The 15,276-nt window shown below is 40.4% G+C and carries 12 protein-coding genes and 1 tRNA gene; 8 read left to right on the top strand and 5 right to left on the bottom strand.

Features of this window, described 5'->3' with window-relative positions; all coding sequences use genetic code 11:
• The 6 genes from EDM53_RS05430 to murI all read left to right on the top strand — a co-directional run.
• Positions 1-602, top strand: a 602-nt coding sequence (locus EDM53_RS05430; RefSeq protein WP_207215495.1) for a hypothetical protein, incomplete at its 5' end; no start/stop codon positions are given.
• 124 nt (positions 603-726) lie between these two features.
• Complete coding sequence (locus EDM53_RS05425) at positions 727-1,185, top strand: F0F1 ATP synthase subunit B family protein (protein WP_130122643.1); 459 nt, start codon at positions 727-729, stop codon at positions 1,183-1,185.
• 1 nt (position 1,186) lies between these two features.
• A complete protein-coding gene (locus EDM53_RS05420; protein ID WP_130122642.1) occupies positions 1,187-1,666 on the top strand; it encodes a F0F1 ATP synthase subunit B family protein in 480 nt (159 codons plus the stop codon).
• A 22-nt stretch (positions 1,667-1,688) separates the two neighbouring features.
• A tRNA-Leu gene (locus EDM53_RS05415) sits at positions 1,689-1,776 on the top strand.
• Between the two features lie 15 nt (positions 1,777-1,791).
• Positions 1,792-2,133 carry a HesB/IscA family protein gene (locus EDM53_RS05410; RefSeq protein ID WP_130122641.1) on the top strand — a complete coding sequence of 114 codons (342 nt, stop codon included), beginning with the start codon at positions 1,792-1,794 and terminating at the stop codon, positions 2,131-2,133.
• Positions 2,134-2,144: 11 nt separating this feature from the next.
• Positions 2,145-2,969 carry a glutamate racemase gene (gene murI / locus EDM53_RS05405; protein ID WP_130122640.1) on the top strand — a complete coding sequence of 275 codons (825 nt, stop codon included), beginning with the start codon at positions 2,145-2,147 and terminating at the stop codon, positions 2,967-2,969.
• A 38-nt stretch (positions 2,970-3,007) separates the two neighbouring features.
• Here the strand turns inward: murI and mutS are convergent, their stop codons facing one another.
• Positions 3,008-5,443: a DNA mismatch repair protein MutS gene (mutS, locus tag EDM53_RS05400; protein WP_207215494.1), complete on the bottom strand. Its 2,436-nt coding sequence runs from the start codon at positions 5,441-5,443 to the stop codon at positions 3,008-3,010.
• A 73-nt stretch (positions 5,444-5,516) separates the two neighbouring features.
• On the bottom strand, positions 5,517-6,119 hold the full coding sequence (hpf, locus tag EDM53_RS05395; RefSeq protein WP_130122638.1) for a ribosome hibernation-promoting factor, HPF/YfiA family: 603 nt from the start codon (positions 6,117-6,119) through the stop codon (positions 5,517-5,519).
• A gap of 238 nt (positions 6,120-6,357) precedes the next feature.
• Here hpf and EDM53_RS05390 point away from each other — a divergent pair, with 238 nt between their 5' ends.
• Positions 6,358-11,871, top strand: a complete 5,514-nt coding sequence (locus EDM53_RS05390) for a hypothetical protein (RefSeq protein WP_165379674.1) — start codon at positions 6,358-6,360, stop codon at positions 11,869-11,871.
• 163 nt (positions 11,872-12,034) lie between these two features.
• Positions 12,035-13,522, top strand: coding sequence for a calcium-binding protein (locus EDM53_RS05385; RefSeq protein WP_165379673.1), 1,488 nt, complete (start codon positions 12,035-12,037; stop codon positions 13,520-13,522).
• Between the two features lie 415 nt (positions 13,523-13,937).
• Here EDM53_RS05385 and EDM53_RS05380 read toward each other — a convergent pair whose 3' ends face one another.
• From EDM53_RS05380 to EDM53_RS05370, 3 genes are all read right to left on the bottom strand, one after another.
• Positions 13,938-14,309, bottom strand: a complete 372-nt coding sequence (locus tag EDM53_RS05380; RefSeq protein ID WP_130122635.1) for a type II toxin-antitoxin system VapC family toxin — start codon at positions 14,307-14,309, stop codon at positions 13,938-13,940.
• A 4-nt stretch (positions 14,310-14,313) separates the two neighbouring features.
• A complete protein-coding gene (locus tag EDM53_RS06590; RefSeq protein ID WP_207215493.1) occupies positions 14,314-14,541 on the bottom strand; it encodes a type II toxin-antitoxin system Phd/YefM family antitoxin in 228 nt (75 codons plus the stop codon).
• 102 nt (positions 14,542-14,643) lie between these two features.
• Positions 14,644-15,276 (bottom strand): ubiquinone/menaquinone biosynthesis methyltransferase (locus EDM53_RS05370; RefSeq protein ID WP_130122633.1); only part of this gene is annotated, 633 nt, incomplete at its 5' end.

The following is a 15,276-nucleotide window of genomic DNA, read 5'->3' as shown; positions in this document are numbered from 1 at the left end:
AATTTCAAATAAAACATAAGATGCCATTGTCTCATAGAATAGATATGGTAAACAAGGCTGTGGATTCTGCATTTCAGGATCTGGATCCTTCATATTCGCTAACGAGTGGAGCTTGGTACTTTCTAGCAAAAGCAGCAGTTGTAGAATATGCATTGTCCAGTTATGGATTGGAAATGCTTGAGCGCACTGCCTACAACACCTTTACGATGTCGGTCCTAGCCACACCAGCTAGAGCAGTCGGTAACGCTATTCACTATCTAGACAACATCAATCCATTGCTTGTAAGAGCATTGGGGCCAGTTGGAGGTGGAGCTTATGTGGCTTCTTTATATGCTCAGACAGGTTTCAAGGCTTATATAGAAGGGAACGTAGCCATTACTGAAAAACCCGCTATTGAGCAGAATGCTGTGAAATGTGCTGTTGCATTGGTGCAGTGGCACGTTCAACATGCACAAGACTCTGCTGACGTCTATCAGTCCGGCATCCTCGATATGATAAGAACGAGTCAAGATTGTGTTGACTATGTAACAGAGCAAAATGGTATAGCATTGCAAGACATAGCAACCGACAACTCTGCTGGAGAGTTACATTACGATTCGTGATGTCCGTCTTGACCCGCTTTGGGTGAAAGTGGCTGAACATTATTACTATTAAACCATTGCATCTGTGTGGGAATTGTTATATCATGTTACCCTATAGGTTTTATATGAGTACAAAACAAGTTACATGCCCCAGCTTGATGTTTTGACATATCCTTCGCAGATCTTTTGGTTGCTCGTCACCTTCAGTGTTCTTTACCTGTTTACCTCTTTCTATTTTATGCCAGTTATATCATCGATTACCAAGTTGAGGGCCTCAAAAGTCACAAAAGATCTAGTGACCGCTGAAGTATCAATAGAAAAGTACAAGGCTTTACAATCTGAGATAGAAGCGATCTTGAACGAAGCTAAAGCGGTCTCGCATCAGATTAGAGTAGAAAGTACGATCCGTAGCCACGAGATTGTGGAAAGCAGGTTTGCTGAGTCTGAAAGCGAAATAGATAGAAGGATTGCGGCTGAAATTGCAAGGCTGAATACTTTGAGGGGAGAGCTAAAAGCGAACCTACCGTCTTTAACTCAGGAGCTAAGCAAAGTAGTGTTTAACGTTGTTTTAACTACATATGACGGAATGAATAAGGTACACTGATATGCTAAATGAAGGGATGTTGCTATTGTTATCATTTGTACTGCTTGGAGTGATAGTCTTTGGTAGACTGAAGTACATATTGTTCCAATTTTTAGGCAGGAAGCATCAGGACGTAGCCCAAGCCTTTGAGGAAGCAGCAAAAGTAAAAATGGACGCCTTGCGGCTTCTTGAGCAGATTGAAATTCAGTACCATCAGGTGCAAAAAGATGTCAAAGATATAGTACATCAAGCTCAGCAGGAGGCAAACGATATTATACAGGAAGCCGAGGATAGAGCTGCTAAGCTACTTGCTAGACGCACTGAGTTGGCGATGAATAACATTATGCATCAAGAGTGTCAAATCATTAATGACATCAAGACTGAAGCCATCAATAGTACGTTGGTGAAAGTAAGCAAGATGTTTGCAGAGGAGTTAGAGTACGCAACGAAGTTAGAACTGATCGATGATGGTATTAAATCTTTGAAAAAGATCGTACACTGACAGAGTTGAGTATTATTAATAAGCGGCTGTGGTGGAATTTGGTAGACACGCAACGTTGAGGTCGTTGTTCCTGAAATGGATTGAAAGTTCAAGTCTTTTCAGCCGCACCATTTTTTGTTGACAATATGGACTGTAACTTTTTTATCACTCAATCAGCAGCAAACAAAATACTAGCACTCCGAAATGCTGAATCCTCTCCACATTTAAAGCTTAGAATTCAGATTTTTAGTGGTGGATGTAAGGGCTTTCAATATGATATGTCCTTTGTAACGGAGGCAGATGATAGTATAGACCAGCACTTTCCAAATCGTGATGAATCTTTGGTGGTTATTGACAGCATTTCCGCACAATTCTTAAGTAATGGAACGCTGGACTACTATGAGGACTTGAGTGGCGCAGGCTTTCAAATAAAAAATCCAAATAGTAGCAGCAGGTGTGGCTGCGGTAATTCTTTCACCGTAGAGTAAAGGTAGAGCTGATGACTTCCTCTCTACCTATTGGAGTTATAGATAGCGGAGTAGGTGGCCTGACGGTACTAAAGGCATTGATGAAGTTGTTGCCACATGAGGACTTCGTATACCTAGCCGATACAAAGCGCATACCATACGGTGACAAGTCGTTCGATGAAATCAAGGCATATAGCATGGGCAATTTGTCTTGGATGTCTCGATACGGTATCAAGATTTTGGTGGTCGCCTGTAACACAACATCTGCGATAGCTTTGAAATGCTTAAGAGAAGCTGCATGTGTCCAGGTTATAGGTACTGTAGAACCCGTAGTTGCTAGATTGTATAGATATTCCAAAAGCATTGGGGTCTTAGCCACTTCAAACACTGCTAAAAGTAAAGCATTTGAGGATGCTTTTATGGCTAAGAACAATGCTTTGAAGGTATACTCCGTAGCATGCCCAAAGTTAGTACCTCTGATAGAATCTGGTGACATCAGCAGCTTAACAGTTAGAAACGCTGTTCATGAATATGTCGATGAGCTTATTAAGTATGATGTTAGCAAGATCATATACGGTTGTACCCATTATCCGATATTGTCTAGTATCGTAGAATCTTTGCTACCAGCATCAATTGAAATGATCGATCCAGCGTTAGACGTAGCGTATAGTGTTCGAAACGTTCTAGATGCATCTGGTTTGTTAAATTCAAGACTTATGTGTGGTACCGCAACATTTTATAGTACTGGTGAATTGCAACGCTTTAGCGATCTTTTGCCACTGTTTTTGCCGGACAAAAGTTGGTCAAGTATCAAATGCGTTGGTGTGCACCATACAAGTATACCGGGAATTGATTGAGATCACGCTGTGTCTTTTTATGACTCTTCCAAGCAATGTTATATATCCCGTCGTTCTTTCTCTTTAAGTTGTGCCGATATCGCACTTGCTCTATCTAATATTGGCGCTGGTATTCCTGCCAGTTCTGCAACGTGTATACCGTATGAGCTGTCTGCTTTTCCAGATATCACTTCGTGCATAAAAACGATCTTGTTGTCCCACTCTGCGACTTTAATAGTGTAGCATTTGAGATTCTTAAGAGTCACGTCTAGATCTGTTAACTCATGATAATGTGTTGAAAATAGCGTTTTTGATTGAATTATATCGTGTATATACTCTATCACTGCCCACGCTATTGCAAGCCCATCATGAGTAGAAGTGCCCCTGCCAAGCTCATCTAAAATAATCAATGATCGACTTGTCGCACTATTTAGAATCGATGATGTTTCTATCATCTCAGTAAAAAATGTAGAATGACCTCTAGCAATATCATCGCCGGCTCCTACCCTTGTAAACAGCTTATCGACTATTCCAATATGCGCTTTTGTTGCTGGAACAAAACTTCCGATCTGTGACAACAGACATATCAAAGCGTTTTGTCTCAAAAACGTACTTTTACCAGCCATGTTAGGTCCAGTAATTAACCAAATTTTATTCTCTTCTCTAATGTCGCAACTATTTGGAATAAATTTATCTCGTATAATCTGCTCAATGACCGGATGCCGTCCCGCAATTATTTCAAAGGCGTTAGAATCATCAACGATAGGACGCACATATTGCATCTCTACGGCAAGCTCTGCAAGAGCAGAGAATACATCAATCTTTGCCATTGCCTGAGAGATCAAGGTCACGTGCTCTGAATGATCTATCACAAGCTCCACCAACTCTTTGAACAGTTCCAACTCCAGATTACGCAACTTTTCATCACAAGAAATGATTGCATCCTCGAGAATCTTAAGTTCATCTGTAGTAAATCTGACAGAATTCCCAAGAGTCTGCTTGTGAATAAAATTTGATTCTTGAATCTTCCTAGCATTAGAAGGTGTGGCCTCTACATAGTACCCTATCACATTATTGTATGCAATTTTCAAGTTGGGTATACCTGTAGAGAGCCTGTACTTGTCTCTTAGCTCAATAATCTTATTATTTGCATTGTTTTTGACGTCTCGCAGTTGATCTAATTGTGGATTGAAGCCTTCTCTTATAAAACCCCCATCCTTAAGATGCATGGGCAATTCGTCTTTTAAGGCTATCCGCAATTCCGAAAAAAGGTTTTGAAAATTACCAAGCACCTCTATATTTTTCTGCATTTCAACTGTAAGAGTAGCATTGGAGAAGGCTAGTATTTCGGCTACGGCCATCGCACTACTTAGACCGTCTCTTATGATACCCAAATCCTTTGGCGTCCCTTTTTGTGCATACAACCTACTTAAAGCCCTTTCAATGTCGGGAAAAAAGTTAAGTGCAGACCTGATCTTGCTCCGCAACAAGTCTTGTGAGTAAAAGCACGACACATTGTCCAATCTCTGATTAATTGCTGCGCTATCACATAACGGTGCACACAAATAGATCCGTAGTAACCTACCACCAACAGATGTTAATGTTTTGTCAATAGCATTGAAGAGTGAGTGAGTCTTACCACCAGAGATATCTTTATCTAATTCTAGATTCTTTCTGGTGTAAGAATCTATATGCATATAATGTTTTTTTTGTAATTTATTGGGCCTGTTAAGTTTTGGTAAAATGGCTTTTTGAGTATATTGGAGATATTCAATCAGTGAGCCTACTGCAACTATATCCGTGTTTGTAAATCTTGCGCACAAGCCCTCTAAGCTGGCCACTTTGAAGAATTTTTTGATTTGGTCACCACATCTCTCCAATTCAAAAACATTATCCGCTCGTGTTGATATGCTCCTATTGTGATCAGATAGTACTCTTTGTATCTCCATGTCTCTGTATGATTTTTCAGCTATTATAATCTCTACAGGTCTCAATCTTGCAAGATCTCCTTGAATACTTAGGTGATCTGTCTGAGACACTTGCAATTCTCCTGTTGACACATCTACCCAAGCAATCGAGAGAGCTTGAAAGTCACCTTCAGGAATATGAGCAATCGAACAAAGATAATTTGTCTGCTTTGACTCTAATAGAGATTCTTCAAAGATCGTACCAGGCGTAACTATTCTGACCACCTCTCTATTGACTACAGCCTTATAGCCTCTTTTTCGTGCTGCCTCTGGCGATTCTAGCTGTTCACATATAGCGACTTTAAACCCCGCCTTGATCAGCTTCTCAAGATAGTACTCATAAGAGTGAATTGGGACTCCGCACATCGGTATATCCTGTTCATCGCACTTACCACGCTTTGTGAGGGCAACATCCAATACTGAAGATGCCACCTTTGCATCCTCAAAAAAGAGCTCATAAAATTCACCCATTTGATAAAACAGCAGGCAATCCCTACAAGAGGCTTTGATACCTAAGTATTGCTGCATCATCGGAGTTAAAGAACTCCTCGAAACCACTTCTTGAAGATTTTCTGTTTGTAAGACCACGGTACCACCAATGTTAGGAAGCTGCTATGTTAGTATCAAGCCAAGCTATATTGCCATCTTTCCTGTGATAGACCAGGTTCAATTTGTTAGAGCCAGCATTAATAAACAACAAAGCAGGCATATCCAGCAGATCCATCTTCATCACCGCGTCCCCCACACTTAGCACCTCAACAGCTGCAGGTTTCTCAGCTACAATCAAAGGTCCTGAGGTTGTATCCATCTGTTCTTCTTCCTCATCTATGAAATCAGAAGGTACGGGAGATATTATGTACCTAGTGGCTGATAAATCGTCAAATTGCTGTACTTTCTGTTTATGGTGATGGTTACTAATTTTTCTTTTATATCGCCTCAATTGTTTTTCAATTTTGATAATTGCAGTATCAACACTTTTGTATGCATCAAACTCTTGAGCGCTACCTTTAATGATCGTCTTGTGACCAGTACCATCATTTACTATGATCTTGGTTTCGAAGAGATGAGCCTCTTTTGATATCGTCACATGGGCATATATAGCGTTTTCAAAGTATTTTTTAATGTACTTTTGAAGGCTATCTTCAATATGCTGGCGCAGTGCTTCTCCAACGTTGATGTGTTTACCGGATACTGTAATTTGCATATAACTATTACCGTTTTAGTTTATAAAAATGTAAAGAACACAGCAGCACTATAAAATGATTTTTACAAAAGTATAATGAAAAATTTCACATCATCTTAACAAGTGCAAGTTCTCTTAGATATATCGTACAATCTTTAGTGTCTCTCTAGGAGTTTTCGGGTTCTTTACTTGCATATGGCATCAAATCATGATATTATTTGTGCAAAATTTGCCATATCAAGCTCAATATACCCCCAACATGCCAAATATAGCCATACAAAACTTTCAGGACAACCAGCTGCAGAAATTTGAACAATGGTACGACCCAGACAGTATCAGATACCTTGTCCACCTTCCTAATCCAAACAGCCGTAATGTATATTACGTGTTCTACGATGGGGGACTGGAGCCCACAGATCTAAATGGTGCTCTTAATGTCTTTGAAAACCAGTTCCGACAGCTTACAATCCTCAGGAATCAGCTGGGATCTGGACCCGTAGCTCATTTTGTCGCCAAGGAGCCGGGGGGACATGGTGTACATTACGTCTATGGCTCTGTATTTACCAATCCTAATGAGCATGGTATCAATTTATTACTTGTCAATCCTGTTGGCAACACTAATCACGATGATTTTTGTACAAGTATCCAAAATTTACACAAATTAATTAGATTCAATAAAATCTATATATCAAATGTTCAAATACAAAGGGAAGGTGACCTGTCATCATGTGGCCCTATCTGTGTTGAACTCCTTAAACATTTTTCAACTTTGTCGTCGGACGAGCTCAGCAAGAGTATATCAACAAATGTAGAAGTGGTTGAACAAGGAGGCCTTAGTTTTATTTCAAGTGATATTACAAGTATATTGCCAGTCAGTTTAAGTAATTTGCTAAGCGCTGATCAAAAAGCGTACGCTGACTCGATATTAGCAATTAGAAAACAGCACGCTGATGTTTTGGCTTTAAAAGAAGTTAGTGTTGAACACCAAGGTCTACTGTTAGATGCATGCCTAAATACACCAGAGGCTATATTGATCAGAAAAGCTGTGCTTGAGGGGCAGGTGGGAGTAGTCGATCAGGAAGACCCAACATACAAACAGCTTGTTCAACGTATACAACAACATTCAGCAATCACTGTAGCTACACACAATACTCAAGATGTTGTGGTAGTTGGTGCTCTAAACGATGAGATAGTAACGATCAAACCTGCAATGGACCTTGAACTGGTCTCCGCAATCCATGGGTTAAGAAATAGCGACCCAGAGATGAGATATAATGCCTTTCGACATATAGCACACCGCTGCCTCAAAGTCGCAAAAGACAAAGAGATAGGTTATGAAGAAGTTGCAGAGTTCATATCTAATATCTTGAAGTTGACGGATCTGGGAACTGTGAAGTATATTGGGTATAGCATAGCAAACATGGCTGTATATAGGCCACAGATAATCAAGGGGGTTTTTGACCTCTCTCCATCTAATCCATTTGTCATAAACATTGTGCTAAAATCTGCGGTACACATCCCAGTTATCTTCTGGAAGAATACTGCATTGACAATTCAAAAAGAACAAGCACATCAAGTAGATGGACAAGAACCTCAGGTGGAAATACACGAAGTGTCAGAACCACTATCATTACCTCTACTGTTTTGGAAGTTTCCGGCGGCAATATCACATCATATTTATGGGTATATTCCAATAGATTATACCCTCAAAGACATGGGGCCACTCAGCCCACTACAAAATCCTGCTATAACTCCATATCTTCCAAAGGAAAATACCCAGGATTCAACAGAACACAGACCATATGATACTATAGCTGTTGTCCGTGACTTGCTGATCAAAGAACCGCGGTCTTTCAGAATGAATCCCGACATAATAACTGGAGGTTTGGATCCAAGTATGCTTAGTGCTGTGACTGCTGCTCTTAAGACAATGAAGGAAGTCACCCAAGCAATGAACGATGCCTCAATGCCCGAAGCCATCAAAAAGTACATGGAAAAGATCAAGGAACTAGGAAATGCATACACTGGAGTACGTTCAAATCATGATGAGTGCCTGGGTAGCTCTCAGTTAGCTACCAATGTAAAGTCCCTTCGTAGGTATTCTGACACTGCTGAGGTTGTAAATCAAGTATTGACAGAGATAATGAAGCCCAAATTGCTAGATGCTCTGGAAGCTTTGATAGAAGAGGTAACGAAGCCGAAGCGCGATTTGGACAAGTCCATAGCAGATCCCAGGAAGCTTGTTAATGATATCGGAGAGGATATAGGGGTGGTATGTGAGGCTCACTCCACATATACACAAGATGCGCTGAAAACGATAATATCAGGATTCATAGCACATATAAAGGATTCTGAAACAGCTGAGCTAAAGGTAGGGCATTGCCTTTTGTCGATGCTTAAAGGTAGTAACACTGAAACATTAGAGCACTTTGTGAGTCTATTGTGGGATGTTCGAGATCAGAGTGTGCTATATACTCTTCTTGCTGATAATCGTGCTCTCACAATCAAAACAACTGTTATTGATCTATTATCAAAGTCACCTCAAGTAACTAAGATATTGAAACTAGATGGCCCCTATACTTTAGGTATCATAGATAAGCTATATAAGAAAGCAGTGACTATGGACACATTGCAGTCAATTTTGATTACCTCTGGTGAACTTGATAGAATGCGGGCTACATTTGATCAAATTGATCAAAAAGCTTTATCCACTAAAGCATTAACTGACCGCTACGCAACACTCATACACGGTTTAGAAACAATCAGGAAGATCTTAGATTATAGAGATTATAGTGATGGTGAAGATCAAGATATCCTAAAAGATCTGCCCGATAAGATATTGAAGCACCTTTTGTATTTCATGCGAGATAGTAACAATGAGAAGTTCTCTGTACAGGTATCACTGTGCATTGAAAGCGTAACGAGACGCGCGAAACACATAGGTGATGATATAGCACACTCAATTTATCAAGTGGTCGTTACAGGTGCTATTAACTCAAACGTACAAAGCTTTATACCCACAGCTATCATGGTCTCAGCAAACTTGCTGAAAAAAAGTGACATCAGCGATATGGCGACAGTATCCACCATGGCACAGCTGCTATCTTCTAAAAGCATTCCAGAGTTCGGACGGGTCTACCTAGCGGTGAAGAAGATCTTCTCAGAAGCAAATACCCTAGGCATACAAATCCCAGAGTCTACCACTGATTATATTCTTGACATGTTCATAAAAGCCGCTCATCCCGAGAGAGTATACGAGATGTTACTTGTTGTGAATCCGGACCCTAAGTATGCTGTTAGAAAGCTTCAGTCATGGATAAAAGTGGGGGTAGCTGATCAGGAACAAGGGGCTCGAGACATACTAAATGGCATGACGGAAGTATTGAAAAGTGGCTCACTCCCGCTAGAAGTTCTTGAGAATGTTGCAATGCATTTAGTTGATTTAATCGACACTGCGCCAGATCAAACTTTCGCAAATATGTATGCCCACATGCTGATTAGAGCCGTAAGAGGTAACCAGCAGATTCGGCACGACAATATTATTGAGCAACAAATTATCAAGTTCTTACAAAGGATGTTTCATACCCATGATAGTGCTGACATGGGAAAATTGGAGTATGGAAAGCGTCTTATTGCTTCATTAGAAGGTCTTGGGAGCTCTGCACCCCAAAATATGCCAAAACTTAGTAGTCTGGATGATGATGCAAACATTCCTATTGTGCCGTTAGAGGATCCATTGCGACACGGCCCGAAATCTACTAGTTATAGGCCACTTCTGGATCTTGAGGACATTCAAGTGATCTCAAGATATGTGATCAAAAGTCTCGATGAGAATACCTGCCACATCACGTTGGATAGAATATATGGATCACTAAATGAGCATTTAAATTATCTGTATGATACTTTTGAACTAGCTGGAAAAGAGCTGGACTTTATTGAAACACCCAAGGATGCGATATTGGCCCGCACACATGCTGCAGCTATTTGCATGCAAATAGCTATCAGTATTATTCAAGAGCATTCTCAAGTTGATTCAGCAACTGTGGAGAGGTTTTTGGAAATAGTGACAGAGATATTAGAAAAATACAATAATATGCACTACGATGTTGATATGGATGGATTGAGTGCCGCTAAAGCGACTTCGCAAAACTTCATTGAAGTGTTTATGGACTTTGCAAGCTCTCCATTCGCATCTGAATTTTTCCTAAAGATTGACGATCATAGAGGCATACGACACCAGCTATTTAGAATACCTAAATCTCTGGACAGTCAGGGCGCGTTGAGGGTGTTTACTGAGTTGACAACGCGATTGATAGAGAAGCCATGTGAATATTTCGGAGATCGCGAGTACCAAAAAATACTAAAACTTGTTGAGATGTATCATATTCATGATAGAGCTTTGGAGATATTGCGTGGGTTAACAATCGATTACGAGAAGGGACCAGAGTTTCTGTCAAAGATGATCAAGGAGATATCGGATGCAGGACAATCTACTCCAACCGACTTGTTAATACAGGATGCTCCTCAGGTTCCTGCTCCTGAGTCTCCAGGTCCTCAGCCCGTTGCTCCTGAGCCTCTAACTGTACCTGTACTAATAGCAATAGAGAAGTATACAACTGATGCCCAAAAGCTAATGTCATCTGTTATTGGACAGAGCCTGATATCTGCAGCTTACGAGATGGGAGGAGAGGAAGTGGGCAATGCGATGGTCAATATGATGTACGATGAAAAGGAGGCCATACGTTTGCTCAACAGTGCCCGAAATATAGGACCCGAGAAAGTGATACGTGAGATATTGGATGCCATAGAAGGACCAAGGGAGGTATCGCCTGAAGTTCTAATGATATCTGACTTGGATACTGTAGGAGAAAAGAAGTCAATGGCTTTGATCAGGACTGGAGCGGATCCTATAGCTCTAGATCACACGGATCACAGCTGGACTCTAGAGAGTAGTCGGTGGACTAAAGGATATAGCCAGACACTGAAGCGCTTTGCATTGAAATATCTCTTCAAAAAAGAAGTGGCAGCCGTACAAGAAAAGTTGAAGTCGGTACTATTGGCCCACAATGTACACGAAGCTCCTGATCTTCTTGGTACTGCTCAAGATTTTAGACGTGAAACATTTCAATTTCATCCAGATAAAGGAGGTAATAAAGAAATTTTTACAGCTGCAATGAATTGCCGTGAAGAAGTGAATAGAATTGCTGCAAAGAAGGCATTGGAAGTGCAAGTTGGTATGTATAAAGCAACGTTCGTCATGAAAGCATCGGATACTGTAGTCGGTGTACTGATGTGGCTAAATCAACCTACACCAGAGAACGCCAAGAAAGTGGTATTGGATACAGTACACGTATACGGAATGTATAAAGGACTGAACGGATATGGAATAGTAACAGGAGGCTTGGAGGCTGCATATCAAGCATACAAAGGAGAGTACAGTACAGCGGCGATGCAGGTAGTAATGACAGGAGTCTACATGGGATTACCTTATGCTATGGTAGCTGCAGGGGTGCCACAAATAGGGTTGATTGCATTTGGAGCATTGATGACAGGCTACCACCTGGCGTCCCATAGCCATTCTCTGTACACAGAATACACAAGCCATGAGAATGCGGTAAAATCAGCAGCTTCATATGCCGACTTCTACAGATTTTTAGCTAAAACTCCGTTGCAGTACGTATATAAGTTTGACACATCTGCGGAAGGACAAAGCAATGTGGAGCTGATACAGGAGCAGCAGGAACATTTCCAGGAAGTTTCTTATGATGCATAGGTACTCCAATAGATTTAAGCATGCACTGACCTTTGTCAACAACAGGGTGTGAGGAATGCGTTGCTGATATGAAACATATGTTATGAAGAGTAGCTTTTTCAATGACAATATCACAAATGTGTGCTATATGGTACTTCCAAATACAATAAAAAAGGGTAATTACATGGCAGAATTCATAGTCAGTCAATCTGGTGGATACAATAAGTATGCTTCAAAGGCAACGGTTTACAGAGATGGTAGTTTTGTAGTAGTGTGGGAGAGTGATGGACAAGACGGTAGTGGCTACAGTATATACGGGCAAAGATATGGAGCAGATGGTGGTAAACTTGGTGAAGAATTTGAAGTCAATACGTATACTACGGATCACCAACGATCTCCAGCCATAGCAAGCTTGAATAATGGGGACTTTGTGGTGGTTTGGGAGAGTGAAAGACAGGATGGTAGTGGCTATGGCATATACGGCCGAAGATATGGAACTGATGGTAGTGCCTTAGGCAGTGAGTTTAGAATTAACAGTTATACCACTGGCAATCAACGTGCTCCATCTATTACTGTTTTAAATAACGGCGACTTTGTAGTAGTTTGGAAAAGTGACGGAGAAGAAGGTAGTGGTCCGGGAGTTTACGCTCAAGTGTATCACAATAATGGCAATAAGGTTGGTGAAGAGTTTAAAGTAAGCCCGCTTAGTACTCCATCTGATACTGTACCTACGGTAACAAAACTACCAGGAAGCTGGGGATTCATTGCGACATATACTAATGGGGACGCTGTATACGCTACAGTACATAACCCACCTGGAACCGATAGTGACGATCATTTATTAGCAACTTTTGCAGATGATGAAATCCTAGGTTTAGCAGGAGATGACTCAATAGAGGGCAGGGGTGGTGCAGACAAAATAGATGGAGGAGAAGGCGACGATACCGCTTCGTATGTTAGTTCACCTGCAGGAGTTCAGATAGACCTCACAGCAGCAACGGTAAAAGGTGGAGATGCAGATGGAGATACCCTTACAAGCATAGAGAACCTGATAGGCTCAACGCACTCTGATCAACTCACCGGAAACAAAAAGCCAAATGTAATTCACGGACAAGCAGGAGACGACATTATTGATGGCAGAGCTGGGGCAGATGATCTTGATGGTGGTGATGGTAATGACACAGTGACATATCGTTATTCCACTGCTGGTGTGACTGTCAGTCTAGTGCGTGGAGTGATGTGCACAGGGGGTGATGCTAGGGGCGATATAATACTTAACTTTGAAAATATAATAGGCTCCAGCTACAACGACGTATTAACAGGAGACGATCGAGACAACCTCATAGAGAGCGGAGGTGGCGATGACACACTGATCGGAGGCGAAGGTGCAGATGTGTTTAAAGTCACAAATGCAAATGGCATAGTAAGAATAAAGGACTTCGGACAGCAAGATAAGCTTGACCTTAGTGAATTTCAAGACATTAAGAACTTTGATGAGCTAGAGAACAAGATGAATAGCACTTATCATAGCATCTTTAGAAGCGATCTTCTTATTAATCTAGGAGCAACTGAGATTATATTAGAAGGTGTAAAGATGCTGTACGAAAACAATGTGCTATATAATGAGCATAGTAATATTGAGCATAGTGACATGCTGACATATGATGTTTGAGCAATTTTGCACATTTTAAGCTTAGATATACGAAGCCCCAAGACAGTATTAAAGGAGTTGGATACGCAAAAGAGAGTTGAGGTCTATTGAGAGGACGATCAAGTGCTATAGCGCGATAATATATATTATGGTAAACGCACTATACTAAAGCCAGGTAGGTTCTGGTTTATAGACGACCTGATAATACATAATAACAATCCATGGAGTTGAGGAGCCAGAACACGAGCAAGGTACCATAGACCTATGGGTTCTCTCTGGGTATGATTTAGATGGTATCACACACTGACGTCCTCGTTTTGAGAGTATTGCCTCACGATCTTTTGTACCCCACATGTATCGTGGCGATACCAATTTTGATGGTAAAATCTTTGTGCCATCCTTACCCCCTTCGTTCCAATAATCGTCAAACCCCCATTTAAAACTCATTAAATTGATACTTTGCTATTAAATTGTCGTCAGTAAGCAACTTTGCTTTTTCTACTACGCTTTGACAGATCAATAATCGATCAAATGGATCGTTATGATAATTAGGTAGTGATTTTAAGGCTACAACATGTTTAATGTAAACAGGCAGTTCTTCAAATTGACATTCAGCAACAATTTTTGAGTCTATTTCTGGAGCTTCAAGTTTCCCTAAAGATTTTTTGATCTCAATTTCCCATATATTTACAGAACTAACATAAACTATATTTTTGGGATTAGCTATTATTTCTCTTGTTTGTAATGAAAGCCTTTTATCATCCGCAAGCCACCATAGCAAAATATGTGTATCCAATATAAATTTCACTTTTTTACTTAAAAAATTTTAGAAAATCTTCAGGCAGTACATTAAAATCTTTTTTAATACTGATTTTAGTTTTTAGTATCCCGGGAATTCTAGGTATATTATCTGTTTTATAAGAAATCAATTTTGCTATAGGTTTATTGGAAGAACAAATAATAACTTCCTCCCCAGCTGCAACCAATTTTAAAAATTTAGAGAAATTAGTTTTTGCATTATGTATATTAGTAACTTGCACAAGCAATTTTAATTAGGTTAACTTAGTTTAGTCTAATAAATATTTAATTAAAAGTCAAGGGAACAAACAAAAGTGTGGGGTCATTTAATAGAGAGTATTGCCTCACGATCTTTTGTATCCCACATGTATCGTGGCGATACCAAATGTGAGTCTAAAATACCTCACGTTTTGAAAGCCAGCTACCTCAATTCTCTTTTGCAAACACTCAGGCTTCAAAAACTGCCGAATACTTTCAACTAAGTATAAGTAAGCGCTTTCGTTTTTGGTCACATATCGACCTATTTTCGGTACCACCTGAAATGAGTAGAAATCGTATATTTGACTAAACAAACCAACGCTATCCAATGGTGATAACTCTAAACATAGAAATTTACCGCCATTTACCAAGACCCTGTATGCTTCCCTCAATGTAGCATCAATATCCGTAACATTACGTAACCCAAATGCTATACTGTAATAGTTAAAAGCTTCGTCTTCAAATGGCAAATTTTCCGCGTTGCAAATATTCCAAGACATTTGTTGAAAAAGTTTTGCGGACTTGTCAAACAATTTACTCTTTCCAACCTCAAGCATTTTCTTGTTTGAGTCACACAAATGCACGTGCCGACCCCCAGCCCTAATGAATCTGTAACCTATGTCACCAGTGCCGCAAGCCACGTCTATCAAGTTTGCCCCTTGTACAGGGAACATTTCATCAATCAACCTCCCCTTCCAACAACGCTGGACGCCAAGGCT

Source organism: Rickettsiales endosymbiont of Peranema trichophorum, from assembly GCF_004210275.1.
In the GTDB taxonomy this organism is placed as follows: Bacteria; Pseudomonadota; Alphaproteobacteria; order Rickettsiales; family Midichloriaceae; genus RICK02.
Note: the sequence above shows the minus strand (reverse complement) of the source record. Positions and strands in the feature narration are given on the sequence as shown.

What these genes read in the sequence shown, in the direction of transcription:
- EDM53_RS05425 (WP_130122643.1), top strand. Translation starts at nt 727, where the DNA reads ATGCCCCAGCTTGATGTTTTGACATATCCTTCGCAGATCTTTTGGTTG.
- EDM53_RS05420 (WP_130122642.1), top strand. Translation starts at nt 1,187, where the DNA reads ATGCTAAATGAAGGGATGTTGCTATTGTTATCATTTGTACTGCTTGGA.
- EDM53_RS05410 (WP_130122641.1), top strand. Translation starts at nt 1,792, where the DNA reads ATGGACTGTAACTTTTTTATCACTCAATCAGCAGCAAACAAAATACTA.
- murI (WP_130122640.1), top strand. Translation starts at nt 2,145, where the DNA reads ATGACTTCCTCTCTACCTATTGGAGTTATAGATAGCGGAGTAGGTGGC.
- mutS (WP_207215494.1), bottom strand. Translation starts at nt 5,443, where the DNA reads ATGCAGCAATACTTAGGTATCAAAGCCTCTTGTAGGGATTGCCTGCTG.
- hpf (WP_130122638.1), bottom strand. Translation starts at nt 6,119, where the DNA reads ATGCAAATTACAGTATCCGGTAAACACATCAACGTTGGAGAAGCACTG.
- EDM53_RS05390 (WP_165379674.1), top strand. Translation starts at nt 6,358, where the DNA reads ATGCCAAATATAGCCATACAAAACTTTCAGGACAACCAGCTGCAGAAA.
- EDM53_RS05385 (WP_165379673.1), top strand. Translation starts at nt 12,035, where the DNA reads ATGGCAGAATTCATAGTCAGTCAATCTGGTGGATACAATAAGTATGCT.